Consider the following 25,952-nt stretch of genomic DNA (forward strand, 5'->3'; position numbering starts at 1 on the left):
TGTAACTAATTTGTAACTAGGCATTGATAAAGTATGATAAAGCAGGAATTCATGCTGAAATTAATGCTAGGAGGGACAGTTAATGAAAAAGCATTTATGGTTAGTTTTTGCGGTATTATCTATGTTTTTATTAGTTGCGTGTAATAACGACTCAAATGAAAGCGCTTCAACGAGCACGGATTCAAGCGTACAAGGTGAAAGCGGTAAAGAAGAAGTTGTTTCAAGTGACCCAATTAAAGTAGGTGTTCTTGCTTCATTAACAGGTGCGCTTGAATCTTACGGCAAGCAAACGAAGAATGGTTTTGAACTGGGCTTAGAGTATGCAACAGAAGGCACGATGGAAGTTGAAGGGCGCAAAATTGAGGTTGTTTGGGAAGATACAGAAACAAAGCCAGAAGTAGCAGTTCAAAAAGCGACGAAGCTATTAGAGGATGATGCAGTTGATTTCTTAGTAGGTTCTTCAAGCTCAGGTGATACGTTAGCTGTTTTACCGTTAGCCGAAGAGTACGAAAAAATTATGATTGTTGAGCCAGCAGTAGCGGATAGTATTACAGGTTCAGAATTTAATCCATATATTTTCCGTACAGCACGTAACTCTTCACAAGATGCCTATGCAGCGGCAGCAGCCATTGCGGGAGAAGGCGTGAAAATTGCAACATTCGCACCGGACTATTCATTTGGTTTAGATGGGGTTTCTGCGTTCAAAACGGCAGCAGAAAAATTAGGAGCTGAAATTGTTTTAGAAGAATATGCAGACCCAGCAGCAACCGATTTCACGTCGAATTTACAAAAAATCATTGAAGCGAAACCAGATTTTTTATTTGTTGTTTGGGCAGGAGCGAACTCTCCGTGGAATCAAATTGCAGATTTAAAACTTCAAGAAAAGGGCATTAAAATTTCGACAGGTGCGCCGGATATTATCGCACTTCAGTTTATGGAGCCGTTAATTGGAATGGAAGGATTCACAGTTTATCACCACACATTACCAAATAATGATGTCAATGATTGGTTAGTAAAAGAGCATAAAGCACGCTTTAATGGCGAGGTTCCTGATTTATTTACACCAGGTGGATTCTCAGCGGCAGTTGCGATTGTTGAGGCACTGAAAAAATCAGGCGGAGATGCGGATGGGAATGCATTAATTCCGTTAATGGAAGGTATGTCATTTGAAACGCCAAAAGGCACAATGACCTTCCGTAAAGAAGATCACCAAGCATTACAACCAATGTATTCCATTAAATTAGAAAAAGTAGCAGAGTTCGATTATCCAATTCCTGTGCTTATTCGTGAGTTATCACCAGAAGAAACAGAACCACCAATTATGAATTAATCTGCTTTGTCCCTAAAAATCCGACCGAGCAAAGCTTCACTTTAAGAGAATAGATGACAGGGGTGTCATCTGTTCTTCTTAACCACCTTCAAAAGAGGAAGGTGGTTAAGAAGAACAAGAAGGAGTGAGATGATGGAACCTATTTTAAAGACAACGAATCTATCAATAAAATTCGGTGAACATAAGGCTGTAGACGGTGTGAATTTTGAAATGCCGGCTAAACATTTCAAATCGATTATTGGTCCTAATGGTGCAGGGAAGACGACCTTTTTTAACTTAATTAGTGGGGAGCTCGAACCTACAGAAGGCGATGTATTTTTAAAAGGGGCGTCATTAAAGAAAAAGTCCTCTGTTGAACGAACGCGCTTAGGGGTTGGTCGTTCTTTTCAAATTACCAATGTATTTCCTAATTTAACAGTCTTAGAAAATGTACGTTTAGCAGTACAGTCAAAACGCAAAGTTCGCTTTGATATGTTTCGTCATTTTTTACAATACAAAAATATTACAGCAGAAGCCGAGCAAATTTTACAGCAAGTGCTCTTAACGGACAAAATGCATCAAGTAGCCAATCAACTATCACATGGTGAAAAACGCAAGCTAGAAATAGGGATGTTACTAGCATTAGATACAGAGATTTTACTATTAGATGAGCCAACTGCTGGCATGTCTTTAGAGGAAGTACCTGCCATTTTAGAGGTAATTCGTTCGATTAAAGAGCGCGGAGACAAAACAATTTTATTAATTGAACACAAAATGGATATGATTATCGATTTGTCGGATTCAATTATGGTGTTATTTAATGGTACATTGCTGGCAGATGGGACACCGAAAGAAATTATGGACAATGAAACGGTGCAACAAGCGTACTTAGGAGGACTTGCGTATGAATGATATTTTAAAGCTTGGACAGGTAGAAACCTATATTTCGCAATACCATATTTTACAGGGCATTTCGTTTGAGGCGAAGGTCGGGGCGGTATCGGTACTATTAGGTAGAAATGGCGCAGGAAAAACGACAACGCTTCGTACAATTATGGGATTAACGCCAGCTGCGAAAGGTTCGGTTGTCTTTGATGGCAAGGATATTTCAAAGATGGCACCATATGAAATCGCTAATCATGGAATCGGTTATGTCCCAGAGAATCAAGGGATATTTGCAGAATTAACCGTTGAAGAAAATATGCGTGTAGCCATTCGTAAGGAAACGGAATCCGTTATGCAAAAGCAAGATTATATATTAGAACTTTTCCCAGACTTAAAAAAGTTTTGGAAAAAGCATGGAGGTAATTTATCGGGTGGTCAAAAGCAAATGCTGGCAATGGCCAGAGCATTCGTGAATGACAGCAAGCTATTACTCATCGATGAACCATCTAAGGGATTAGCGCCAATCGTTATTGAAAAAGTAATGGAAGCAATTACAGAAATGAAAAAGCACACATCGATTTTACTTGTCGAGCAAAACTTTATGATGGCAAGCCGAATCGGTGATACGTATACACTGATTGATGATGGGCGAACGGTACAATCCGGTACGATGGAAATGCTGATTGAAGACGAACAATTGAAACGTAAATATTTAGGGATTGGTTAAAGGAGGAGTTGGCAATGGAGTTAATTATAAGTTTGACAATCAATGGTTTGGCAACAGGTATGCTTATTTTCTTATTAGCAGCAGGGCTAACGCTGATCTTTGGCTTAATGGATGTATTGAACTTTGCTCATGGCGGATTATTTGTGTGGGGCGCTTATACAGGGGTTTTCGCTTATGCATGGAGTGAAAGTTTTGTAGTAGGAATTATTGCCGCCATTTTAACAGGTCTTGTACTTGGCTTTGTTACGGAAAAGCTCATTATTACCCCGGTTTATGGAAATCACGTGCAACAAATTCTCATTACATTAGGGTTTATGCTGGTGCTTCAAGAAATGATTAAGGTTGTATTTGGTCCTAATGGTGTGCCAGTAAAAGTGCCGCCTTATTTAGCGGGAAGCTGGGAAATCGGTGAATTAACGATTATTAAGTACCGTGTATTTATTATTGTTGTGGGCTTTGCTTTATTTGGTATTTTGCAATTTATTTTAAAGCGTACAAAAGTTGGGTTAATTGTACGTGCGGGTGTTATGAATAAGGAAATGACACAAGCATTAGGAATCAATATTAAGCGTGTCTTCCTACTTGTATTTATGTGTGGTGCTGCTCTTGCCGCTTTAGGGGGCATGCTGATGGCTCCTTATTCGGGTATTGTGTATGCCGAGATGGGAATGGAATACGCAATTTTAGGTTTCATTGTCGTTGTTATTGGCGGAATGGGAAGTTTTCAGGGTTCATTAATGGCAGCAATATTAGTTGGTCTTGCAGGGAGTTTTATGGCCTATTATGTACCATTTTTATCTGTTGCGGTGAACATGATTTTAATGGCAATCGTTTTAATTTTCCGTCCACAAGGCTTATTTTCGGTAGCGAAAGGGTGAGCATATGATCAAACAGCCGTCAATTTTATCAAAAACAAATTTATTTTATGCACTTGTAGTCGGGGTCATGATCGTATTACCGATAGCAATGGACTCAAGAACATTAACGATTTTATTAACGCAGTTTTGTATTTTCGCTATTTTAGCGATGAGTTATGATATTTTACTTGGCTATACAGGAATTATTTCATTTGGTCATGCGATGTTTTTCGGGGTAGGAGCTTATTCAACAGCGATCATGCTAAGTGATTTTGGCCCTACTTTGGGGAGTTTTATGGCTTCGATTGTGGTAGGTATTGTGCTTTCGAGTTTAATTAGTATTGTCAGTGGCGCTCTTACATTACGCCTAAAAAATCACTTTTATGCGATGTTTACGTTGGCGATTTCGGGTTTATTTTTAGTCGTTGCAGAGAAATGGCGTACGGTAACGAAAGGAAATGATGGATTTACATTTCGTGCACCAGAATTTTTCCGTGAGCGTTTGTACTTCTATTTATTTGTATTAATTTGTTTAGTAATCGTCTTTATTTTACTGAAACGATTCGTTTCTTCTCCATTTGGAAAGGTACTTGTAGCAATCAGAGAAAATGAACAGCGTACACGCTCTTTAGGATTTAAAACGCTCGGTTATAAAATTATTGCTTCTGTTGTAGCGGGTGCAGTAGCAAGTTTAGCTGGTTCCTTGTATGCTGTGTCATTACGTTTTGTGAATACAAGTGTAATGACGATGGATATTACGTTGGACGCACTTATGATGACGATAATCGGAGGTGTCGGAACATTAATTGGACCGATTATTGGTGCGGGTGTCATTGAATTTGCACAGCATTATTTATCAGGACTTGCAAGGGATTATCCAATTTTCGAACGATGGATTATTTTCTTCGGAATTTTATACATTTTAGCAGTGATTTTCTTCCCTCGAGGCATTGTTGGTACGGTTTATATGAAGTATCAAGAGTGGAGAGTGAAGAGAGGTCGTAAATCTGCAACTTTAAAATTTGTGGAAGAGAAGGAGTGACATCCATGATTGGAATTACGGGGATTGGTGTGCACTTACCAGAAGGGCGTATGACAGGGGAAGAAATTTCAAAACTTGCAGGTATTCCTAAAATTGTCGTTGAAACGAAGATGGGGATTATCGAAAAAGTTGTCGCTGGACCGAATGATCATCCTGTTGAAATGAGTATTAAAGCAGCACGTGATGCCATTTTCGAAGCACAAATAGATGCAAAAGAAATTGATGTCATTATTTATATTGGTGAGGAGCATAAAGAATATCCACTTTGGACAGCAGCAATAAAAATTCAAGAAGAAGTTGGTGCTGCTAATGCATGGGCATTTGATGTGCAGTTGAGATGTGGTACTGCCATCATGGCGATGAAGGTTGCTAAAAGCTTGATGCAGGCAGATGAATCAATTCGTACGGTGTTATTGGCTGGTGGTTATCGCAATCATGATTTTATAGATTATAAAAATGAGCGAACTCGTTTTATGTTTAATTTAGGTGCGGGTGCAGGTGCGATGGTTTTGCAAAGGAATGCTGGAGGTCATGAAGTACTAGAAACAGAACTCATTACAGATGGCTCTTTTTCGGAAGATGTTGTCGTACCTGTCGGGGGTACGAAACAACCATTAACGTCAGAGCATTTACAACAAGGTGAATATATTTTAGATGTGTTAGATCCTGAAGGGATGAAACTTCGATTAGAGCAAAAGTCACTAGAGAACTTTTTAAAGGTAATTCGACGTTCTTTAGAGAAAAGTGGATATAACGAGCGAGATTTGGGTTATGTGGCCATGCTGCATATGAAAAAATCTGCGCATGATTATGTCTTGGAAGAACTTGGATTAACGGGAGCTCATTCGATTTATTTATCGCATTACGGGCATATTGGTCAAATCGATCAAATACTATCACTCTATCTTGCTAGAAAAGCGGGAGCACTTCAACAAGGTAACATCGTTTCCTTAGTAAGTGCAGGTATTGGTTATGCATGGGGAGCAATTACTATAAAATGGGGGGCTTAAGTATGAATCAATTAGATAATTTACACAAGGTAGCATTGTCAAATGGTGAAACGTTATCCTATCGCAAACGTGATGGTGGCGATGAAGTGGTTGTACTAATTCATGGTAATATGACATCTTCAAAGCACTGGGATATATTGATGGAATCGCTGGATGAACGCTTTACAATTTATGCAGTTGATATGCGTGGATTTGGCGAATCGACTTACAATCAGCGTATTACGTCAATTAAAGATTTTAGTGAAGATATAAAGCTATGGGTGGATGCGTTACAGCTGAATCATTTCACAATAATTGGTTGGTCGACAGGTGGTAATGTAGCGATGCAGTTTTGTGCAGACTATCCAAATTACAGTAAAAATCTCGTGCTCTTTGCATCAGGTTCGACACGCGGTTATCCGTTTTATAGCTCAAATCCTGATGGTACACCAAACTTAAAGGACCGTTTCATGACGATTGAGCAAATTGAACAAGACCAAGTTAAAACTATTCCAATGCAACAAATGTATGATACAAAAAATCGTGACGCTTTAAAGTTTGTTTGGAATAGCGTGATTTATACGCACAATCAACCAGATGAAGCTCGCTACGAACAGTATGTAGACGATATGCTGACGCAACGTAACTTAGCGGACGTGTATCATGCATTAAATACGTTTAATATAAGTGCAGTTGACAATGAAGTAGCAAGGGGGACAAATCAAGTAAGCACCATTCAAGTTCCCACTTTAGTTTTATATGGTGACCGAGATTTTGTTGTAATCGAGGCAATGACAAATGAGATTATTGAAGATTTTGAGGGACGAGCGCAAGTGAAAAAACTACAAAACTGTGGGCATTCACCGCTAATCGATTGTTTAGATGAAACGAAAGAAATAATTGAGCAATTTATTTTATTGTAAAAGGGGTCGAAATTATGCGATTAGAAAATAAAGTAGCCATCATAACAGGCGGTGCAGGTGGAATTGGTTATGCAGCTGTGAAGCGGTTTTTAGAAGAAGGGGCAAAAGTAGCGATAGTTGATTATGATCAAGCGTTAGGTGAAAAAGTTGCAGCCGAACTAGGAGACAATGTAGCCTTTTTCGCAGTCGATGTCTCCGTTTTAGCGCAAGTTCAGGAAATGGTACAACAAGTTGTGGCGCGATTTGGTAAGATTGATATTTTAGTAAATAATGCTGGTATTACGCGTGACGCAACCCTTGTAAAAATGAACGAAGAAGACTTCGATAAAGTGATTCAAATCAACTTAAATGGAGTGTATTACTGTACGCAAGCTGTAGCACCATTTTTGATTGCACAAGGGTCAGGTAAAATTATAAGTACATCTTCGGTAAGTGGTGTTTACGGGAATTTTGGTCAAACCAACTATGCAGCAACAAAGGCCGCGATTATAGGGATGACAAAAACTTGGGCGAAGGAGCTTGGGCGTAAAGGGATTAATGTTAATGCAGTAGCACCAGGTTTTACCGCTACGCCTATGGTTGAAAAGATGCCAGAAAAGGTATTGCAGCAAATGCAAGGAATTACAAGCTTACAACGTTTAGGGAAACCTGAAGATATTGCAAATGCCTATTTATTTTTAGCATCGGAAGAATCAAATTATATTACAGGTCATGTATTGCACGTAGATGGTGGCATCATGATGTAAAAGGCGGGAAGGCTTATGCAACAACTAGATTTTTGGATTGCCAAACGAGCGCGCCAAACACCGAATAAGAAAGCTTTAATTCAAATTGAAACGGGTGAAACGTGGACATATGAACAGCTCATGCGGTACGCAAACGGTTGGAGTACATGGTTTTCTCACAATTTATTTCAAAAAGGGGATCGAATTGCGGTATTACTAGAAAATTCCATACAAAGTTTTGCTATTTTATTTGCTTGTCGAATGAGTGAGCTTATTTATGTCCCGTTGAATACAAAATTATCGAATATGGAGTTAGGCATTGTACTGGAAGATTGTACACCAGTACAAATGATTTGTGATGATGTTCATGAATTGCGAGCCAAGCGGCTTATGCCGGGCAGTACTTTTCGAGTAGAACAGTGCGAACCAGTACAAGCCTTCTCCTATGAATGGAAAGATGAGCCGACATTACCTTGGCTAATGATTTACACAGGTGGAACAACGGGGAAATCGAAAGGCGTTGTACTATCGTATGAAGCGGTAACTGCTAATGCCATTAATACGATAGTTAGCTGGGGAATAAATGACCAAGATTGTACACTAAATTATATGCCTTTATTTCATACGGGTGGGATTAATGCCTTATCATTACCGATTTTTCTTGCGGGGGGTACAGTTGTAATCGGTCAAAAATTTGATCCTGAGTGTGCTGTTCGTGCGCTTAATGACTACAAAACGACGATTTCATTATTTGTACCAACGATGTACCAATTGATGACAGATACAACTTACTTTAAGGAATCCAGTTTCCCGACCGTAAAAGTATTTTTGTCTGGTGGCGCACCATGTCCTAAAACGATTTATGAGCGTTTTAAAAAACAGGGATTGTTATTTAAAGAGGGATACGGCTTAACAGAGGCGGGACCGAATAATTTTGTCATTGATGCAGAAGTTGCTATGCTAAAAAAAGGCGCAATTGGAAAAGGAATGTTGTTTAACGACGTACAAATTATGAATGATGAGGGAGAAATATGTGCTCAAGGTGAGGTTGGGGAGCTTTGTTTAAAAGGTAGTCATGTTTTCTCAAAGTATTGGAACAACGAGGCAGAAACAAAAAAAGCATTTCAAAACGGTTGGTTAAAAACAGGTGATTTAGCAAAAGTGGACGAAGATGGCGATTTTCGTATCGTCGGCCGAAAAAAAGAAATGATTATTACCGGTGGCGAAAATGTTTATCCTCAAGAAGTTGAAGAATGTCTAATTACAGAGCAAGGCGTTGAAGAAATATCAGTTATTGGTGTGCCGAATGAAAAGTGGGGCGAGTGTGTTGTAGCATTTGTTGTAACAAAGCAGCCATCCAAACAGCTTGAACAAACATTGAAATTGGCATGTAAAGAGCGTTTAGCAAATTATAAAGTACCGAAGCAATTTTATTTTTTATCAGAACTTCCGAAAACTGTAGTTGGGAAGATTGATAAAAAGCAATTAGTCACCTACGCAAAAGATAAAAATAAAATAGAATAATTAGAAGAGAAGCGTGGATAACAAAAAACAACATTTTCAAATTCGAAAATGTTGTTTTTTGTAGTGAAGGAAACTATAAATAATTGCCTTTAAAGTTTATATAAAGTTTATATTCCGTTTTTATAATAGGAATGTAAATTAAAAGGAGGACAATTATGAATAAATTACTACAGCCGATTACGGATTGGGTATCAACGAAGCGTGGTGCTTGGATTACATTAATTATTTGGCTTATACTCATGATCGGTTTAAGTGCTGGTCCAAAGCTAGGTGACTATAAAACATCAAATTTCCAATCACTACCTGATGATTCGCAGTCAATTATCGCAGAAAATAAATTATCCGAATACTTCCCGAACGATCAAGGGACACCAGGGATTCTTGTTTTCCATAATGAAGACGGCGAAATTAATTCAAAAAGTGTAGCAGCTATTTTAAATGTAATCATTGCAGAAAATATTGAAGGTATTGATCAAATTGTAGATATATCAAAACTTCCACCACAAGCATTAGGGGGTTTCACATCAAAAGACAAATCGACAATGATTGTGCCAATGTCGCTTGAAAAAGGACTTGGTAATGCCGCTTATGAAGAAATAAATGATCATGCTTCAAAAGTAGGGAACGAGGCAGCTGAAGTAACAGGTGATACGAAATTTTACATTACAGGTCCAGCAGGGATTGCAGGTGATACGATTAAGCTGTTTGAACAAGCAGACTTTCAGTTATTATTCGCAACAATCTTTATTATTTTAATTTTATTAATCGTAATTTACCGTTCACCACTACTTGCGATTATTCCATTATTAGCAACAGTAATTGTTTACCAAGTAGCAAACCAAGCCATTGCATTAATGGGTGCAGCGGGCTTAGAAATTAACAACTCCACGACATCCATTATGAGTATTTTATTATTCGCAGCAGTAATCGATTACTCACTATTTGTATTCTCACGCTATCGTGAAGAGTTAAACCATTATGCCGATAAATACGAGGCGATGAAGTATGCAATGCGTGCAACAGGAGAGCCAGTATTCTTTGCAGGTGGTACGGTATTAGCCGCGATGTTGATTTTATTCTTCGCTGATTTCCGTGATTATCAAAACTTTGCGCCAATTTTTGGGATGGCAGTATTTATCATCATGCTTGGATCGGTAACATTAGTACCAGCATTATTTGCACTATTTGGTCGAAAAGCATTCTGGCCGAAAGTACCGAAATTTGGTGAAGTAAAAGAAGTTAAACATGGTATTTGGGGTCCAATCGCGAAGTTTGTGGTCAACAAGCCGTATGTTTCAGGTGGTTTAGTTTTAGTCTTTATGTTGATTACGTCTCTGAATGTGCTTAATCTAAAGTACGAATTTGATACGGTAAAGTCATTCCCAGAAGAATTACCTTCACGTGTTGGATACGAAATCGTCGAATCCCGCTTTGACAAAGGAGAGCTTGCGCCAACTTCATTACTTGTGGAAAGTAATGAAGCCATTACAGAAGAACAACAACAGGCTTTAACAGCAAGCTTATTAGCAGATGATACACTCGCGTCAGTACGTCCATCAGCAGTGTCTGAAGATGGTACAAAAGTGAAGTTATCACTGGCATTTGATTTAAATCCGTATTCTCCAGAAGCGATTGAAAAGCTAGAGGAAATGCGTGAAAATAGTGCCGATTATTTAAAAGAAGCAGGCATTGAAGGCGAGCTATTATTTGCTGGTACAACAGCAAAATTAGTGGATGAGCGTAACGTCAATAACGCCGACATCTACAAAATTGTTCTACTAGAAACATTATTAATTTTAGTGCTGTTATTCGTGTTAACACGCTCTTGGAAAATGCCTATTTATATGATGGCAACCATTTTAGTATCATACTTATCTGCATTAGGTTTAGGTTTATTCTTAGTTGATGTTTTATTCGGCTATGATGCAATTAGTACACGTGTACCAGTATATGCGTTCATTTTCTTAGTGGCGCTTGGTATCGACTACAACATTATTTTAATATCGCGCTTTATCGAAGAACGTAAAACGCGTACGGCGAAAGAAGCACTTGAAATTGCGATTCGCAATACAGGTGGGGTGATTTCATCAGCGGGTGTTATTTTAGCAGCAACATTTGCGGCATTAATGACAATGCCAATTGCCGATCTATTCGTATTCGGCTTCATGGTAGCAGTCGGCATTATTATCGACACCTTCCTAGTGCGCGGTATGCTATTACCGATGCTGATTTTAACATTTGAAAAAGATAAGAAATAACTGATAATAAGAAGAGGTATCGAGCAAATCGATGCCTCTTTTTAAAATATAAAAGCAGGTGAACACATGCAAATTTTAGTGGTAGATGATGATGCATTTATTCGTAAATTAATTGGCATTCATCTTAGGAAAGAAGGCTACACAGCACATTTTGCAAGTGATGGGATAGAGGCACTGATATTGCTTTCAGAACATGATTTTGATTTAGCAATCGTCGATGTGATGATGCCAAAAATGGACGGTATTCAATTGACAAAGCGTTTGACTGAGCAGGAGATACCTGTGTTGATGCTAACTGCGAAAGCAACATTAGATGATAAAGAAAAAGGTTTTTTAGCAGGAGCCGATGATTATATGATCAAACCGTTTGAACCAAAAGAACTATTGTTTCGAGTGCGTGCTATATTACGCCGCTTTCAAAAAATGGGGCGGGGCATAACAAAAATTGCTAATATGATGATTGACCGCCAAACATTTGAAGTAAATGTAGGTGAGCAGGGGTTAATGTTACCGTTAAAAGAATTTGAATTATTAAGTATTTTATGTGGCCGCCCGGATGTCGTATTTTCACGCAATCAGCTAATGGAGCAAGTGTGGGGCTACGATTATGATGGAGATGATTTTACGTTAACAACGCATATTAAGCGACTGCGTACACGTTTAGAAGAAGTAAACGCGAATGTGAAAATTCAAACGGTGCGAGGCATTGGCTATAAAATCGAGGAAATCAAATGAAAACATTGTATAAGCAATATATTGTCGTCACACTAGTGGTCATTGCAGCAAGCATTACACTGTCAATGCTGTTTCTTGGGCAAATTTATAATGCACAAATTCGTCCTGATACGGATAAGGAAAACTTTGAAGTGGCGCAAGAAGTAAAGCAAATCTTAAATGCTATGCCGGAGGAAAGCTATAATGAGTATTTCCGGTCAATTGCCAAGTTAGGATATCAAGTAACGATTGCAAACGAAGCGGGGCAAACTACACATTATGGGACAGCGTTTAAAAAAAATGATTTAAATAGAGCGATGAGTGCAATTATCGGTACAGAAAATGTGTATCATGGCATTCAAGGTTATAAGGAAACCTTTTTCTTTATGAACTATTTTGCTAATGATGTACAAAATACGATTGGTGTTTCGATTTTATTGAGTGGAGAGCCGCATGCGCTATTTATTCGTCAAGATAATGCGACGCTATTTTCAGAAATGCACTTTTTAATCGTTAGTTTTATTATTATTAGTGCCATTATTATTTTGGGAACGATGATTTTTTTAGCCCGTCAGCTTGTGCTAACATTAAAGCAATTACAGCACGCAACTGAACAAATCGCGCAGGAAAATTATGATATCCAGTTAAATATCGCGCGTGATGATGAGCTAGGCATGCTTGCAACGCAGTTTCAAAAAATGGCAAAGCGCCTAGCGGAAAATGACCAAACGAAAAAGGACTTTATCAATAATGTGTCGCATGATTTTCAGTCACCACTTTTAAACATTCAAGGCTATGCCAATGTGTTAAAAGACTCGGATAATACGGAAGAGGAACAGATTCAATATTTAGAAATTATTGAGCAGGAAACGAAACGATTATCAGCGCTGACAAAACAGCTACTATTATTAAGCTCGCTTGATCAAAAAAACTTACCGATTGATAAAAAGCATTTCGCGCTTGATCAGCAGTTGAAAGAACGTTTATTTTCAAAGCGCTGGAAGCTAGATGACCGCCAAATGGAGCTTATTTATGAGTTGGAGCCAGTTGAAATTTATGCGGATGAACATTTATTTGAGCAGGTGTGGGACAATTTATTGTCAAATGCGATTCGTTATAGTGAGGAGCGCGGCAAAATTATTGTGACATGTAGTAAAAAAGAGGACACTGTGCAAGTAGTCATTCATGATTATGGCATTGGCATTCCAGAAGAAGCATTGGAAAAGGTTAAGGAACGTTTTTACCGAGTAGATCGCTCACGCTCGAATCAAAGCAGTGGGTTGGGTCTCGCGATTGTGACAGAAATTGTGAAGCGCCATGAAGGGGAATTATTAATTGAAAGTGAGCTTGGTAAAGGAACGAAGGTAACGATACGTTTATCATGACAAGTAGTGGCATTGGGTCTGTCCAAAAAGTGAATACTTTTTGGACAGTGTCTGCTAGTAATACGGATCTGATGCTAAAAACGTCACTTACTGTAAAAACGAATTCATGACCAATATCGTGCTGGGCTCAATCTCAGGCGCAAAGATACCGTCTAAAAATGAACTTTTCAGACGGTTTTTTTTTATGCCATTTTAGCTTCTGCTAATGTTGGTAACGCTTCGATTGCTCCGACTTTTTCGCATACTTTTGCGCCAACACGATTTGCAAATTCGATAATCGATACCCATTCAGCTTGCGAGATTTCTGTCGTGTCACGCAGAGCTAGCTCATACAATACCGCGCCAACAAACGCATCGCCAGCTCCGGTTGCATCGATTGCATTTACTGAAATGGAAGGAACGACTATAATCGCACCATTTTTAATGTAAATTGTACCCGCTGCCCCTTGTGTAATGGCAATTGCTTTATCTTCGAATTGAGTAGCCCAATTTAACGCTTCCTTAAAATTTTCCGTATGCGCGAATAATAGAAGTTCCTCGCTACTCATTTTAATAAAATGCGCGGCGTCGATAAAAGGCGCACATTTTTCGATAAATCGCTCAGTGTCACCTTTCCATAAATTTGCGCGGTAATTCGGATCAAATGAAATAAAATGATTTTGCATAATTAATGTTTGCATCAACTGCTCGTATGTTTTACTAAATGGGTCACTAAGCAGTGCGGTTGCAGAGCCGAAATGAATAATATCCATGGCCATTAACTTTTGTAAATGTAAGTCTTCAATGCGTAGCAGCTCGTCAGCACCACGATTAAAAATAAAGTCGCGCTCGCCGCCCATTTCACGGGATACAAAAGCGAGTGTTGTTGGTGCAGACGGATCTAAAATGAGTTGTTCTGTACAGACGCCGGCATTTTGCAGTGTTTGCTGTAAAAAGTGGCCAAAAGCATCATCGCCAACTTTACCGCAAAAGTAAGCGTTACCACCAAATTTGGCAATCGCTGCTGCGACGTTTGCTGGAGCGCCACCAGCTTGTTTTTCGAAAGTCGTTGCTTCTATAAGAGACTGTTGGATTTCAGTCGTAAAAAAATCAATTAGTAATTCACCAATGCAAAGAATTTTCTTCAAAAGAGAGTCCTCCTAAATTCTATATCTCCTTAATTTTGGCATAAAGTAGACTGAAAATAAAATAAATGCACTGAATAACGAATAAATTTAGAGTTAGGATTTAATATATACGAAAATCCAATAACAAAAAAACGTGAGTTATGGAGATTCTCACGTTTGTCTTAAAAGTATACTTATTAATCGTTTAAAGGCCTAAACATATAAAAAACAATAGCTATTTTCAGAAAAGATTATTATTTTTATTAAATTATGGGGTAATTTTATAGAGAATAAATGTGAAATTTATTTGAAAATAGACTATCGTATTCTATCTATTTGTAATTTGAAATGTTAACTTACCAAATCATATCTGTTAAGATGAATAATAGGGTTGGGCAAAGTAAACAGCCTAAGCCTGTGTAGAAAGTAGCTGTAACGGCTCCATACGGCACCAATCGTACATCCGTTGCAGCTAACCCACCTGTAACACCCGAAGTAGTGCCCATTAATCCACCGTAAACCATTGCAGATAATGGATTGTTAAGTCCAATAAACTTTGCGATAAATGGAGTTCCTACCATTACTAATACTGACTTTACTAATCCTGCTGCAATACTAATTGCAATAACTTCTGAGCTGGCATTTAACGCAGCCCCTGTTACTGGACCTACAATATAAGTAACTGTACCAGCCCCAATTGTGGCAATACTTACTGCATCTGTGTATCCAAAAATGAGTGCAAAAATAGCACCGACTACAAATGATAATGCTACACCGATAAAGAGTGAAGATACTCCACGGATTCCTGCCTTTTTAATTTCGTCAAAATTCGCTCCGAATGAAGTTGCTACAATTGCAAAATCACGAAACATACTACCGCCCAGGAAACCAATTCCAGCGAATAATGAAATGTCAGCTAAACCTTTTGTTCCTCCACTGTAAACTCCTCCGAAATAAGCCAATACTAAACCAAGAACGATCGCAATAGCTGAGCCATGAATGAGCCCCTTAGTCAATTTATTTGAAATCAAGTATGCGACATACATCGTAATACCGACAATGACAAATCCAGTGATTAAACCGTTAGATTCTAACGCAGTTTTAATAGCTTCCCACATATTAGTTTACCTCCCCTGCTGGATGATTTTTATTGAACTCAATGGCAGATTCTTTTGCATTTTTTCCACTTAACAATGGAACACATAACCAACTAATAAGAACTACTGCGATTCCTGCAATGATTGCAAGAGGACCACCAGTTAGTGCACCCAATACATTCTGGCTCGATGCCATTGCTATAACGATCGGGATATACATTGCATTCCAGAAAGCTAAGCCACTTTCAGCAGGTTTACTGATTTTCCCGTTCTTTTGCAATTTATCAACGACTAAGATTAATAGCAACATCGCAATACCTACACCACCAACATTTGAATCAATCCCCATTAAAGCGCCGATTAATTCACCACAAAACATTCCAAATAAGTAACACCCAGCTAAAATAGCGACACCATATATAACCATACTTACACCCCTTTTATTGTTTTGAACAGTCGACTGTATTCTGAATATAGAATAAACAATAATATTTACATAATCAAGAAAAATATTATTTTTTTAAGAGAAATAAAGAATATACGATTGAAATTTGCGTTTTAACGATATAATATATATTGTATACAGTCGACTGTGTTCAGTTAGAAGGAGAAGGTTTAGTTGAATTATTTTGAAAGAGCATTAGACAATGCCTTATCGATTAGAATTGCAAATAACTTGTTGGAACAAGTATTGAATGGTGAATTAAGAACAGGAGATCAAGTAGTTGAATCGATATATGCAGAACAGTTTGAAACGAGCCGATCACCTGTAAGAGAAGCAATTTACTTATTAGCTACAGAAGGAATTATAGAACGTGTTCCCCGAAAAGGGGCATTTATTAAAGGCTACTCATTAGAAGATATGAAAGATTTGTTGGATGTGCGAAATCATTTGGAAATGCTGGCAGCCGAACGTTTAGATAATCCTAGTAAAGAAAAAGCCACTTTAAAAGAAATGAAAGCCGTCTTAACTAAAATGACGAAAACGAAAAGCTATACAGAATATACGCACTTTAACTATCAATTTCACTTTCTAATATTCAAATTAAGTAATAGTCCCGTGCTGATTGATATGTACAGTAAAATAGCGCTGCCATTACTTCGAATTCAAGTAATCCATTTTTCCAATAACGAAATTATTGAGAAATCGATTATAGAGCATACAAAAATCTATGAATGCTTAAAGTATGATGACCTGGATCAGCTAAAATCCATTTTAAGAAAGCATACAGAGGATGTTATTTTCAGTGTTCGGAATAAGCAATTATAAAGTAAAGGGCGGGGGAGTTAACGATGAAACAGGCATGGCTTTTTCCAGGGCAAGGTTCGCAATATGGCGGGTTTTTAGAGTCACTTCCAATTCACCCTACTATTAAAGAAACTTTGGATGAAGCTTCGGATGTTTTAAATACAGAAATTAAGCTGCTCGCAACAGCTGAGAGATTAAAGAGTACAAAAAATGTCCAACTTACAATGTTGACAGCCGGTGTTGCAACAGCCCGCGCCTTTCTGAATGAAGGTGCAAAACCAGATTATTTAGCGGGTCATTCAGTAGGAGCGTTTGCCGCTGCGGTAACGAGTGGGGTACTTACATTTAAAGATGCTCTGCATTTAGTTTCACTTCGTGGTGAACTGATGGAATCTTTACAGGATGAGGCTTATGGAATGGCAGTTGTTGTGGGACTACCTGAGTCAACTCTTAAAGAAATTACTCAGAAATTCCATACGGATCAAAAACCGGTCTATTTATCGAATCGCAATGCACCGCAGCAACTGACTTTATCGGGGCATAAGGAAGCAATGCAACATGTGTTGGACTACGTAGCGGGAAAAGGGGCAAGTTCAGCAAAGATGTTGAATGTTTCCACACCATCACATTGTCCATTGTTTTTACCCGTTCAGGATAGATTGGCAAAGGAATTGGAGAACATAACGCTTCAAAGACCGAAATTTTCGCTAATCGCAAATCGAAATGCCCGGGTACTTCGCCAGCCTTCGGGTATCGTTCAGGATTTGGCTGAAAGTATTGCTTTACCTGTCAGGTGGCATGATGCAACTTCAGTTTTATTTGAAAATGGAGTTCGTCAATTTATCGAAATGTCGCCAGGGGATGTGTTAAAAAAACTTGCCAAAAATGCGTTTCCAGAGGCGGATAGTTATAGTGTGGAAAAGAATGGGTTTAATGATTGTCTATATTTAGCAAAAAATGAAGGGGTGTAAATATGGTATTAATTCAGCAGCAGCGATCTTGGTCGACAAGATTGGAAGGTAAGAAAAAAAGGTTGGAGGAAGTGGCACATCTAGTAAGCGGTGTAACGATTCCTACAGAGAAAATTGTAGATGTGCTTGAGTTGCTTATTAAACCGGGAGATCGGGTTGTTCTTGAAGGAAACAATCAAAAGCAGGCATCGTTTTTATCTCAAGCTCTCGTAAAGGTCGATCCAGATCGTGTACATGATTTACATATGATTATGTCCAGTGTGTCTCGACCGGAACATTTAGATATTTTTGAAGAAGGTATTGCTAAGAAAATCGACTTAAGTTTTGCTGGACCGCAAAGTTTACGCATTGCACAAATGATTGAAGATGGCCGATTAATTTTAGGTGACTTGCACACTTATGTTGAGCTTTATGGAAGATTATTTATCGATTTAATTCCGAATATAGCGCTAGTTGCAGCTGATAAAGCAGACCGCTTCGGAAATTTATATACGGGTCCAAATACTGAGGAAACACCAACAATTGTAGAAGCTGCAGCCTTCCGTGATGGTATTGTAATTGCTCAAGTAAATGAAATAGTAGATGAATTGCCGCGTGTCGATATTCCAGGTTCGTGGGTTGATTTTATAGTTGAGGCTGATGAACCATATGAGCTGGAGCCGCTATTTACACGTGACCCGCGCCATATTACAGATATTCAGATTTTACAAGCGATGATGTGTATTCGTGGGATTTATGAAAAGCATGGTGTTCAATCTTTAAATCATGGAATTGGTTTTAATACGGCTGCAATCGAGCTGCTATTACCTTCGTATGGTGAACAGTTAGGCTTGAAGGGGAAAATATGTAAAAACTGGGTTCTTAATCCCCATCCGACATTAATTCCGGCGATTGAAACCGGTTGGGTAGAAAGTGTTCACTGTTTTGGCGGCGAACTAGGGATGGAAAAATATGTTCAGGCACGTCGTGATATTTTCTTTACAGGTAAAGATGGCAGTCTTCGTTCAAATCGGACATTGGCACAGCTTGCAGGTCAGTATGCGGTCGATTTATTTATCGGATCGACGTTGCAAATGGATTCATACGGCAATTCTTCGACAGTAACAAAAGGGCGCGTCGCAGGTTATGGTGGTGCACCAAATATGGGACATGATCCGGGTGGACGCCGTCACTCAACGGAAGCTTGGTATAACATGATGACGAGTCAGGATGAATTGGCTCGCGGGAAAAAGCTTGTTGTACAAGTTGCTGAAACATTCCAAGATGCCAACACACCAGTCTTTGTTGAACGCTTAGATGCTATTGATGTAAAGAAACAAGCGAATTTAGCAGTTGCCCCGGTCATGATTTATGCAGAAGATGTTACGCATGTTGTGACAGAAGAAGGGATTGCTTACCTTTATAAAACAGACAGTCCGGCAGAACGGCGAGAAATGATCGCTTCGATTGCGGGTGTGACACCTTTAGGGATGGAAAATGATGTGAAGCGAACAAAATTACTGCGCGAGCGTGGTTTAGTGGCAATGCCTGAAGACTTAAATATTTTACGCGGTGAAGCGAATCGTTCATTGTTAGCAGCAAAAAATATTGATGAGCTTGTCCAATGGTCAGGCGGATTATACGAGCCACCATCGAAATTCAAAAGTTGGTAAGGAGCTGAAGGAATGAAACAGCATTTAATTTGTAAACGGATTGCTGATGAGGCTGTTGCAGCATTAATTGAAGAAGTTCAATTAACACCAAAGCCAGGTTTAGTAGATACAGAAAATAATGGTGCACATAATGATTTATCTATATCAAAAATGCAGAATTCAGCACATTCATTGCACAACACGTTTTATCAAATGGCAATGCTGAGTTTCAACCGACAACCAACAGTCGAAATAAGAGAACAATTTGGTGCAATCGGACGTAATGGTGAAAAGGAAATGTTTGCGGTTACTGAAAATAGTAACACGCATAAAGGGGCCATCTGGTCGATCGGATTACTCTGTTCCGCAATTGCGAGAAGACAGGGCGAGGTGCTATTTCCGCAAGTATTTACCGATGCTGCGGAACTGGCTAATCTTCCAGATCAATATATTCCAAAGTCCAAAACGAATGGTAGCAAAGTTAAAGAGAACTATGGAATTCCGGGTGCTAGAGAAGAAGCACAGCAGGCATTTCCACATATTCAAAAGTATAGTTTGCCAACATTTTTACAAGCAGCTCAAATTATGTCGTTAAGAGAAGCTAAGCTTTCTGCACTACTTGTGTTGATTGTAAATTTAAATGATACATGTTTACTTCACCGTGGTGGTTTAGATGGATTGATGTTTGCTAAGCGAGAAGCAAAGAAACTGCTTTCAAACTTTTCAATTTCAAATTTAAAAAAGCTTGATGATATGTACATTAAGCGTTGGTTATCTCCAGGTGGCTCGGCTGATTTGTTGGCAGCTACATTATTTGTAATTAATATATCAGGCATAATGAAAAGGGGTGTACAGCATGGAAAAGTTGAATTACACGTTTCAAGCAAGTCGTTCGATTACTAAACAAGCACATATCGGAGTTGTAGGCTCGGGGGACTTAGAAATTTTGATTCAGCCAATTGAAGGCTCAGAAACTAAAGTAGAGGTTCGTACAGGAATTTCAGGTTATTCTGAAACATGGCAAAAAGTGATTGAACGTTTTATTTCACAACAAGATATTTTGGCTTTAATTAAAATTAATGATTTTGGTGCAACACCAGGTGTCGTATCTATTCGACTTGCACAAGCAGCGGAGGTGGTTTTCGGTGAATAATTCCATTACGTTACCAGTAAGTATAGTAGAAAGTAAGGCGAGAGAACGTGCATTATTACTTTTAGATGAAGGAACAGCTCATGAAATATTAGGCCCATTTGATTTTTTTGAATCGCCTCATCTAGAAGCGCAAAATATTGTTCCGCAAAGTGATGATGGTATGGTTATAATGCAGGGCGTAATTCGAGGTCGCCGTGCACTAGTTATTTCAATTGAAGGTAGTTTCCAAGGTGGGGGGATAGGAGAAGTTTCCGGTGCAAAATTTGCAGGAGCTTTAGAGCGTGCATTTGCCTCGTGTGAAGCAGGGGAGCTAATTTATCCAGTAATTATTTATGATACAGGTGGAGTCCGTTTACAAGAAGCGAATTATGGGTTGCTTTCGATCGCTGAAATCAGCTCAGCAATCGTTGCGTTAAAAAAATATGTACCAGTAATCGGTATTATTCCTGGTAAAGTCGGTTCATTTGGAGGGATGTCATTAACGGCTGGACTTTGTTCGGCATTAATTATGACACGAGAAGGGCGACTTGGTATGAATGGTCCTGAAGTAGTCGAGCAAGAAGCTGGTATTCAAGAGCTAAATGCAAAGCAAAAGCCGTTCATTTGGAAAATGATTGGTGGTTCAATGCGATACAATGCAAAATTAGTAGATGCTGTAATAGAGGATGATGTCGTTAATTATTTAGACGCGTTAGAAGACTTATGGGCAAATAACAGCTTCAAACAAAGAACAACGGAGTACGATGCATTTTTGAATATGCTGAATCATTTGCAGTTTGAGCAAAAGATCAGCACTGATGAAGCACAGGAGATTTTAAGTAATCGATCTGAATTAGCGAATGCTGAAGCAACGATTGCAGATGGGAAAAGCAAGAGCAGAGGCCGTAAATGGTTTGATGCAATTACAAATAACGCACAATCGATTTCAGAGACACCGTCTGTTTTAGTGGCTGATGCCCTTTTAAATGGAGAGAAAGCCCGATTTATTGCAGTAGTACCAAACAGTGAAAGTAAATTTTATCGTGCTCGTAATGGTGAATTTGGTTTGCAAGAAGCTTGGACGGTTGCAAAATATGTACGTCAAGCAATCGAAGAAGATAAGGATTCAACTAACAAAAGACTAATCGTTCCAATCGTGGATGTTCCTGGACAAGCATTTGGCTATCATGAGGAATTATTCGGAATTTACTTAGCTTGTGCAGCAAGTGTAGAGGCATATGCAGTTGCTCGTCAAAGTGGTCATCCAATCGTTTCATGTATCGTAGGTAAAGCTATTTCAGGAGCATTTTTGGCACATGGAATGCAAGGGAACCGTATTATTTCGTTAGATGATCCAGAAGTTCAAGTGCATGTAATGTCAAAGAAATCAGCCGCACTTGTTACAATGCGTACTGTTGAAGAATTAGATGAATTTGCGAAGTCTGTTCCATCAATGGCGTATGATGTTCGCTCATTCCAAACGCTTGGAGCATTACAAGATTTAATTAGTGGTATTAATGCGGACGAACCATCTGAGGAGCAAATTCAACAAGTAATCAATTGTATTGCATCAGCAAAAGAAAGTATTATTCAGTCAGGAGATATAACGTTAGCGAATCGAATTCAATCAAAAATAGCGATTGAAAATGGTCGTAAGGCATCGATTGCTGTACGTGAAAAAATCGTACAACAATGGAACTAGCTGTACATGATTTAGTTTATCTAAATTCAATAGAAGAAATTGAGTTTTTTGGTGATCTTCCTGATTGGATGAACGAAGATGAAATGGCTCAAGGCATTGCTGTTGTTAGGCGTATGAAAGTAATGAAAGGAAAAGTTGCTATCGGATTTCGCGGAGACAATCGATCTAAGCGATTTGCAGCGATTACATCTATTTCTAATATTAAGCGTGAAATTCGGCCATTTGATATCCTGAAAAAAACATATCCAGCATCTCATAAACAATCACTTCAATATATTGCAGAAGTATTAGATGGTTTTAAGTGGGGAATTGGGGGAAGTGTTGGTTTTTCGATGGCCACAGGGATTAATGTTTGCCATGAAAACAGTGATATTGATATTATTATATACTGCGAAAAGTTAAATGAGCTAGATCAATTGATGCCAATTTTTTCGGAATTACAGAAAAGTATTCACCGTGTTGATGTTCAAATAGAGATATTAGACGTCGGTGCTGTAATGTTGGCGGATTATTTAGAACACCACTCATTTATTTTAAGAACTAGTACAGGTCCCGTTTTGCTGAAAAAAGATTTATTGAAATTTAAAGAATAGCCAATGCCATAAAATAATATCGTCTTCCTCATTAAATAACAAAAGATTATTTAATGGGGAATTTTTTGATTTAGAAAAATCAAAACCCCTCATCAAAAATAATGAGGGGAGAAAATTGAGTTAATAGCAGCCACATTACCGTACTTTGTACCCTGAGACATTAAATGTTCGATAACTTTTTTATTTCGTCTGCAATATACTTAGAAGGATAATAAAGTTGTTTAATTCTTATTGAACTATAGCACCCCGTTGTTTAAGTGCATTTATTCACAAACTTATACTTCTTGTCATTGTGGAGGGTGTTAGAGATATACGAAGTTCTACAAACTGACTGTATTTTTTAGTTTAAGAACCTTTTTATACTTTATATAGCAAGCTATTCTCCAAGGAAATAAATAGCCAATAACAAGTAAGAAAATTAGCATATTAAGTGTACCTGGTTCAATAGTAGAAATATGTTGTCGAAAATAATAACGTAAAGCAATCATAATGGCGAAAGTAATTATAAAAGCAGGACTCTTCTTAGCATAAATTAAACCATCATTTCGTATTTCATAATCTGACCATAAAATAAGAGGAATAGAAAAACCCACTCCTAAAAAAATTGCCATAGATAATTGAAGGTATGTGACGTGCCCAGAAGCGTTTAGAAAAAATGAAAATCCTGGTGTTAAAAATAGAAGAGGAAGAATTAATCGCCCGCCTCTTCCTTTGGTTGGTTTGTACATAGAACGGATTCTACGAACTAAAATGAACATTCCGAAAATTAGAAACATAGAAGTAGCTGGTATTGCAGTTTGCATAAAAACCTCCCTGAATTATGATTTAATATATATATTATTGCACAAAATTCAATAAAAACCACTTTTTTCCTTATTTAACTAAAATGCCCCGTTAACCCCAACGCCACTTTCAAATGAAAAAAGCATCTTAACCATTTTGGTTAAGATGCCGTGCAATCCTTGATATAAAGCTACTTATGTAAGCAGCCACATTGCCGTAGTTATTATAGAAAGTTTTAAACCACCACTCCTCAAAGTGGGTGTTCGCAAATGCTATCCTGTCTATCCCAGAGTCAAAAGAGTCCGGGCACGCCATTCCAACATCGATGTAAAACTCCCTGTATAAGTATAAAGGTTAAAACTTAATATTCGTACGTACAACGTAGCCTTATTGTTATCATATAGTATCATTTTGTGCATTGCAATAAAGTATGTTTTCGAAAAAAAGTCAAATAATTTGAATGGCCTTATTGTATATCATCTAAAGTAATTTTTGCATTTGCTTGAAAATGTAGGCTATATCTACGTTCATAATAAATGGGTGCATAGCCTTCTTTTTTACCGTCACGGTTGTCGAATTTTTCGTCCATGTAGACAAATACAGAGTCGTAACGAATGCCGTCTGCGTTGAGTGCTTTTTGAATATCCTGAACATGATTAAAAAACGTCTCTTTCGATTCGCCTTTATACAAAGGAAATTCAATTGTTATCGAAGGGGCAACAGGGACATCAACAGTTGGTGACCAACCGGCTTGTGAAAATTGTTTTGGAACATCGATGTTGTAACTTGTACCGCCAACAGGAATATCAGCTAATAGATTTTTTACATATTGCGAACCTTGCTCACTCCAAAGGGTTGAAATTACTTCATCTTTCGAGTCATAATGCAATGTTTTTGTTTGAATAGCTGTCGGGATGAGCTTTGGCCCTACCTCAAATGTATACGTCCAATTCGTTTGTGCTTCGTAAAAAGTTACGTCAAATGTATAGGTATCTAATTTAAAATCGTAAAAGCCTTTATCAAATTGATAGTTTATATCGGTGTATTCCTCCGCTAAATAGCTTTTCAACGTGGACTTGGCGATTTGCTTTGACAGAAAATTACCATTAAATTCATTGTAACCAAAAAGTACAAAGCCTGTAATGATGAGTGCAGGAATAATAAAAAGCCATTTTTTCATGTGGCATCCTCCTTTTTAAATGCTTGAATAAGTAGTTTTACAACAATTATTCCAAGTAGCGTAAAGAGTGTATGAATGAATGCTGTTAAGATACCACCCAAAACGGTACTCGTAATTAATGACAGCGTAGAGGAATAATGCGTGATTTGCTCCACATACCATTTCGAATAGGTGCCATAGGAACTAATTGTTGCATAAATGGACCAAATAAAAATTGGAAGAAATGCGAGTAACAATGTGAGCAGCGCCTGACGATAAAAGTAAAATGTAATAGCCCCTAAAATGAAATAAGACAAAATAAAGGCAAAGCTTTCGTTTAATAATGACGTATTCATTGCAAAAACAAAGGAAAGCACAACGAATAAAAGCTGATAAATCGTGAGCTTCAATTGGACATGCTGCATCATTGTGGTAGCAGATTTTTTTGGCGGTGTCAGTTGTGGCAATGCTTCCATCACGTTAGAAGTGAGTTTTTGGCATTTGGTGCAGCTCGACAAATGTTGCTCAATCCATTCTTTCGTTTCAGGCTGCACGAGATTTTCTTCATATAAAGGCAATAAATCCTCAACGAATTTACATGCGTTCATGATTTTTCCTCCTCTCGCTGTAACTTTAATTTTTGTCGATGAAAATTGACGCGTACATAGTTTTCACTTAGCTCCAACAAATCACCTATTTCTTTAAAACTTAGTTCACCAAGAATTCGAAGCAACACAATTTCTTTCAATGGTGGTTCTAGTTGCTCGATTTTTACTAGTAGCCGTTTTGCTTCGTCTTTTAGCTCGATTAATTGCTCTGTCGTAAAAAAGGGCAACGTTGGCTGTGCTTCAATTTTCGTTAATAAGTTTTCTTCATAGTGCTTTTTGCGATAGTGCTTTTTTAATAAATTGTTGGCGATTTTGAATAACCATGTCGAAAGGGTAGCCTCTCCACGATATGTATGAATGGACTTTGTTGCTTCGTAAAAAACATCCTGAGTTAAATCTTCAGAGATGGCTGAGTTGGAGGTTTTTATGAAAAAGTAAGCGTACAGTTTTGGTTGAAGTTCTGTATAAATTTTCGCTAACGCATTCACTCAGTTCACCTCTCAAAATGTTCTTCACTAGTATAGTACCTTCAACGTAGGATTCGTTACAAAAAAAGTCAAAATAAAAAAGCCTTCCTGCCGTT

At 38.2% G+C, this 25,952-nt stretch carries 26 protein-coding genes and 1 other RNA gene; 19 read left to right on the plus strand and 8 right to left on the minus strand.

From position 1 onward, the window contains the following. Nucleotides 1–82 precede the first annotated feature (82 nt). From LZ480_RS00260 to LZ480_RS00315, 12 genes are all read left to right on the plus strand, one after another. Nucleotides 83–1,330, plus strand: a complete 1,248-nt coding sequence (locus LZ480_RS00260) for a substrate-binding domain-containing protein (RefSeq protein ID WP_241367327.1) — start codon at nt 83–85, stop codon at nt 1,328–1,330. Nucleotides 1,331–1,462: 132 nt separating this feature from the next. Next, nucleotides 1,463–2,221 (plus strand): ABC transporter ATP-binding protein, encoded by a 759-nt coding sequence (locus LZ480_RS00265; protein ID WP_241368634.1) that lies wholly within the window; start codon nt 1,463–1,465, stop codon nt 2,219–2,221. Beyond that, complete coding sequence (locus LZ480_RS00270; protein WP_241367328.1) at nt 2,214–2,921, plus strand: ABC transporter ATP-binding protein; 708 nt, start codon at nt 2,214–2,216, stop codon at nt 2,919–2,921. Before LZ480_RS00265 ends, LZ480_RS00270 begins: the two co-directional genes overlap by 8 nt. A 14-nt stretch (nt 2,922–2,935) precedes the next feature. After that, nucleotides 2,936–3,799 (plus strand): branched-chain amino acid ABC transporter permease, encoded by an 864-nt coding sequence (locus tag LZ480_RS00275; protein ID WP_241367329.1) that lies wholly within the window; start codon nt 2,936–2,938, stop codon nt 3,797–3,799. Nucleotides 3,800–3,803: 4 nt separating this feature from the next. Further along, complete coding sequence (locus LZ480_RS00280) at nt 3,804–4,820, plus strand: branched-chain amino acid ABC transporter permease (RefSeq protein WP_241367330.1); 1,017 nt, start codon at nt 3,804–3,806, stop codon at nt 4,818–4,820. A gap of 5 nt (nt 4,821–4,825) precedes the next feature. Beyond that, a complete protein-coding gene (locus tag LZ480_RS00285) occupies nt 4,826–5,830 on the plus strand; it encodes a 3-oxoacyl-ACP synthase (protein WP_241367331.1) in 1,005 nt (334 codons plus the stop codon). A 2-nt stretch (nt 5,831–5,832) separates the two neighbouring features. Next, a complete protein-coding gene (gene phaZ, locus LZ480_RS00290; RefSeq protein WP_241367332.1) occupies nt 5,833–6,732 on the plus strand; it encodes an intracellular short-chain-length polyhydroxyalkanoate depolymerase in 900 nt (299 codons plus the stop codon). A gap of 14 nt (nt 6,733–6,746) precedes the next feature. Further along, nucleotides 6,747–7,478: a glucose 1-dehydrogenase gene (locus tag LZ480_RS00295; RefSeq protein ID WP_241367333.1), complete on the plus strand. Its 732-nt coding sequence runs from the start codon at nt 6,747–6,749 to the stop codon at nt 7,476–7,478. A gap of 15 nt (nt 7,479–7,493) precedes the next feature. Then, a complete protein-coding gene (locus LZ480_RS00300; RefSeq protein WP_241367334.1) occupies nt 7,494–8,981 on the plus strand; it encodes a class I adenylate-forming enzyme family protein in 1,488 nt (495 codons plus the stop codon). A 155-nt stretch (nt 8,982–9,136) separates the two neighbouring features. After that, a complete protein-coding gene (locus LZ480_RS00305; RefSeq protein WP_241367335.1) occupies nt 9,137–11,239 on the plus strand; it encodes an MMPL family transporter in 2,103 nt (700 codons plus the stop codon). A gap of 66 nt (nt 11,240–11,305) precedes the next feature. After that, entirely contained in the window at nt 11,306–11,974 is a 669-nt protein-coding gene (locus tag LZ480_RS00310) for a response regulator transcription factor (protein ID WP_241367336.1), read from the plus strand. Further along, nucleotides 11,971–13,338, plus strand: a complete 1,368-nt coding sequence (locus tag LZ480_RS00315) for a sensor histidine kinase (protein ID WP_241367337.1) — start codon at nt 11,971–11,973, stop codon at nt 13,336–13,338. Before LZ480_RS00310 ends, LZ480_RS00315 begins: the two co-directional genes overlap by 4 nt. 182 nt (nt 13,339–13,520) lie before the next feature. On the opposite strand, the gene LZ480_RS00320 is transcribed toward LZ480_RS00315, so the two are convergent. The 3 genes from LZ480_RS00320 to madL form a co-directional block, all read right to left on the minus strand. After that, a complete protein-coding gene (locus tag LZ480_RS00320; RefSeq protein WP_241367338.1) occupies nt 13,521–14,465 on the minus strand; it encodes a carbohydrate kinase family protein in 945 nt (314 codons plus the stop codon). Nucleotides 14,466–14,800: 335 nt separating this feature from the next. Next, nucleotides 14,801–15,562: a malonate transporter subunit MadM gene (madM, locus tag LZ480_RS00325; protein WP_241367339.1), complete on the minus strand. Its 762-nt coding sequence runs from the start codon at nt 15,560–15,562 to the stop codon at nt 14,801–14,803. A 1-nt stretch (nt 15,563) separates the two neighbouring features. Beyond that, nucleotides 15,564–15,968 (minus strand): malonate transporter subunit MadL, encoded by a 405-nt coding sequence (gene madL, locus LZ480_RS00330; protein ID WP_241367340.1) that lies wholly within the window; start codon nt 15,966–15,968, stop codon nt 15,564–15,566. Nucleotides 15,969–16,160: 192 nt separating this feature from the next. Here madL and LZ480_RS00335 point away from each other — a divergent pair, with 192 nt between their 5' ends. Genes LZ480_RS00335 through LZ480_RS00365 form a run of 7 tightly spaced genes read left to right on the plus strand, consistent with a single transcriptional unit; the run spans nt 16,161 to nt 22,819 of the window. After that, complete coding sequence (locus tag LZ480_RS00335; RefSeq protein ID WP_241367341.1) at nt 16,161–16,811, plus strand: GntR family transcriptional regulator; 651 nt, start codon at nt 16,161–16,163, stop codon at nt 16,809–16,811. Nucleotides 16,812–16,834: 23 nt separating this feature from the next. Further along, nucleotides 16,835–17,761 carry an ACP S-malonyltransferase gene (locus tag LZ480_RS00340; protein WP_241367342.1) on the plus strand — a complete coding sequence of 309 codons (927 nt, stop codon included), beginning with the start codon at nt 16,835–16,837 and terminating at the stop codon, nt 17,759–17,761. 2 nt (nt 17,762–17,763) lie between these two features. Further along, nucleotides 17,764–19,413 carry a malonate decarboxylase subunit alpha gene (gene mdcA / locus LZ480_RS00345; RefSeq protein WP_241367343.1) on the plus strand — a complete coding sequence of 550 codons (1,650 nt, stop codon included), beginning with the start codon at nt 17,764–17,766 and terminating at the stop codon, nt 19,411–19,413. A 12-nt stretch (nt 19,414–19,425) separates the two neighbouring features. Next, entirely contained in the window at nt 19,426–20,295 is an 870-nt protein-coding gene (locus LZ480_RS00350; protein WP_241367344.1) for a triphosphoribosyl-dephospho-CoA synthase, read from the plus strand. Beyond that, nucleotides 20,249–20,545 (plus strand): malonate decarboxylase subunit delta, encoded by a 297-nt coding sequence (locus LZ480_RS00355; RefSeq protein WP_241367345.1) that lies wholly within the window; start codon nt 20,249–20,251, stop codon nt 20,543–20,545. Before LZ480_RS00350 ends, LZ480_RS00355 begins: the two co-directional genes overlap by 47 nt. Beyond that, the gene (locus tag LZ480_RS00360) at nt 20,538–22,226 is read left to right on the plus strand and encodes a biotin-independent malonate decarboxylase subunit beta (RefSeq protein WP_241367346.1); all 1,689 of its coding nucleotides are present in this window, start codon (nt 20,538–20,540) and stop codon (nt 22,224–22,226) included. The genes LZ480_RS00355 and LZ480_RS00360 overlap by 8 nt, the downstream gene beginning before the upstream one ends. Beyond that, nucleotides 22,217–22,819: a malonate decarboxylase holo-ACP synthase gene (locus LZ480_RS00365; protein ID WP_241367347.1), complete on the plus strand. Its 603-nt coding sequence runs from the start codon at nt 22,217–22,219 to the stop codon at nt 22,817–22,819. Before LZ480_RS00360 ends, LZ480_RS00365 begins: the two co-directional genes overlap by 10 nt. A gap of 320 nt (nt 22,820–23,139) precedes the next feature. On the opposite strand, the gene LZ480_RS00370 is transcribed toward LZ480_RS00365, so the two are convergent. The 5 genes from LZ480_RS00370 to LZ480_RS00390 form a co-directional block, all read right to left on the minus strand. Beyond that, nucleotides 23,140–23,622: a CcdC family protein gene (locus LZ480_RS00370; protein ID WP_241367348.1), complete on the minus strand. Its 483-nt coding sequence runs from the start codon at nt 23,620–23,622 to the stop codon at nt 23,140–23,142. A 179-nt stretch (nt 23,623–23,801) separates the two neighbouring features. Continuing rightward, nucleotides 23,802–23,993, minus strand: a non-coding RNA gene (gene ssrS / locus LZ480_RS00375) — 6S RNA. 75 nt (nt 23,994–24,068) lie between these two features. Continuing rightward, nucleotides 24,069–24,782: a YfjL-like protein gene (locus LZ480_RS00380; RefSeq protein ID WP_241367349.1), complete on the minus strand. Its 714-nt coding sequence runs from the start codon at nt 24,780–24,782 to the stop codon at nt 24,069–24,071. Further along, nucleotides 24,779–25,369: a zf-HC2 domain-containing protein gene (locus LZ480_RS00385; protein WP_241367350.1), complete on the minus strand. Its 591-nt coding sequence runs from the start codon at nt 25,367–25,369 to the stop codon at nt 24,779–24,781. Before LZ480_RS00385 ends, LZ480_RS00380 begins: the two co-directional genes overlap by 4 nt. Continuing rightward, nucleotides 25,366–25,857 carry an RNA polymerase sigma factor gene (locus LZ480_RS00390; protein WP_241367351.1) on the minus strand — a complete coding sequence of 164 codons (492 nt, stop codon included), beginning with the start codon at nt 25,855–25,857 and terminating at the stop codon, nt 25,366–25,368. Before LZ480_RS00390 ends, LZ480_RS00385 begins: the two co-directional genes overlap by 4 nt. Nucleotides 25,858–25,952 lie beyond the last annotated feature (95 nt).

Source organism: Solibacillus palustris (assembly GCF_022549215.1).
Classification (GTDB): Bacteria; Bacillota; Bacilli; order Bacillales_A; family Planococcaceae; genus Solibacillus; species Solibacillus daqui.

Coding starts and splice junctions, on each gene's coding strand:
- LZ480_RS00260 (WP_241367327.1), top strand. CDS start 83: ATGAAAAAGCATTTATGGTTAGTTTTTGCGGTATTATCTATGTTTTTA.
- LZ480_RS00265 (WP_241368634.1), top strand. CDS start 1,463: ATGGAACCTATTTTAAAGACAACGAATCTATCAATAAAATTCGGTGAA.
- LZ480_RS00270 (WP_241367328.1), top strand. CDS start 2,214: ATGAATGATATTTTAAAGCTTGGACAGGTAGAAACCTATATTTCGCAA.
- LZ480_RS00275 (WP_241367329.1), top strand. CDS start 2,936: ATGGAGTTAATTATAAGTTTGACAATCAATGGTTTGGCAACAGGTATG.
- LZ480_RS00280 (WP_241367330.1), top strand. CDS start 3,804: ATGATCAAACAGCCGTCAATTTTATCAAAAACAAATTTATTTTATGCA.
- LZ480_RS00285 (WP_241367331.1), top strand. CDS start 4,826: ATGATTGGAATTACGGGGATTGGTGTGCACTTACCAGAAGGGCGTATG.
- phaZ (WP_241367332.1), top strand. CDS start 5,833: ATGAATCAATTAGATAATTTACACAAGGTAGCATTGTCAAATGGTGAA.
- LZ480_RS00295 (WP_241367333.1), top strand. CDS start 6,747: ATGCGATTAGAAAATAAAGTAGCCATCATAACAGGCGGTGCAGGTGGA.
- LZ480_RS00300 (WP_241367334.1), top strand. CDS start 7,494: ATGCAACAACTAGATTTTTGGATTGCCAAACGAGCGCGCCAAACACCG.
- LZ480_RS00305 (WP_241367335.1), top strand. CDS start 9,137: ATGAATAAATTACTACAGCCGATTACGGATTGGGTATCAACGAAGCGT.
- LZ480_RS00310 (WP_241367336.1), top strand. CDS start 11,306: ATGCAAATTTTAGTGGTAGATGATGATGCATTTATTCGTAAATTAATT.
- LZ480_RS00315 (WP_241367337.1), top strand. CDS start 11,971: ATGAAAACATTGTATAAGCAATATATTGTCGTCACACTAGTGGTCATT.
- madM (WP_241367339.1), bottom strand. CDS start 15,562: ATGTGGGAAGCTATTAAAACTGCGTTAGAATCTAACGGTTTAATCACT.
- madL (WP_241367340.1), bottom strand. CDS start 15,968: ATGGTTATATATGGTGTCGCTATTTTAGCTGGGTGTTACTTATTTGGA.
- LZ480_RS00340 (WP_241367342.1), top strand. CDS start 16,835: ATGAAACAGGCATGGCTTTTTCCAGGGCAAGGTTCGCAATATGGCGGG.
- mdcA (WP_241367343.1), top strand. CDS start 17,764: ATGGTATTAATTCAGCAGCAGCGATCTTGGTCGACAAGATTGGAAGGT.
- LZ480_RS00350 (WP_241367344.1), top strand. CDS start 19,426: ATGAAACAGCATTTAATTTGTAAACGGATTGCTGATGAGGCTGTTGCA.
- LZ480_RS00355 (WP_241367345.1), top strand. CDS start 20,249: ATGGAAAAGTTGAATTACACGTTTCAAGCAAGTCGTTCGATTACTAAA.
- LZ480_RS00365 (WP_241367347.1), top strand. CDS start 22,217: ATGGAACTAGCTGTACATGATTTAGTTTATCTAAATTCAATAGAAGAA.
- LZ480_RS00370 (WP_241367348.1), bottom strand. CDS start 23,622: ATGCAAACTGCAATACCAGCTACTTCTATGTTTCTAATTTTCGGAATG.
- LZ480_RS00380 (WP_241367349.1), bottom strand. CDS start 24,782: ATGAAAAAATGGCTTTTTATTATTCCTGCACTCATCATTACAGGCTTT.
- LZ480_RS00385 (WP_241367350.1), bottom strand. CDS start 25,369: ATGAACGCATGTAAATTCGTTGAGGATTTATTGCCTTTATATGAAGAA.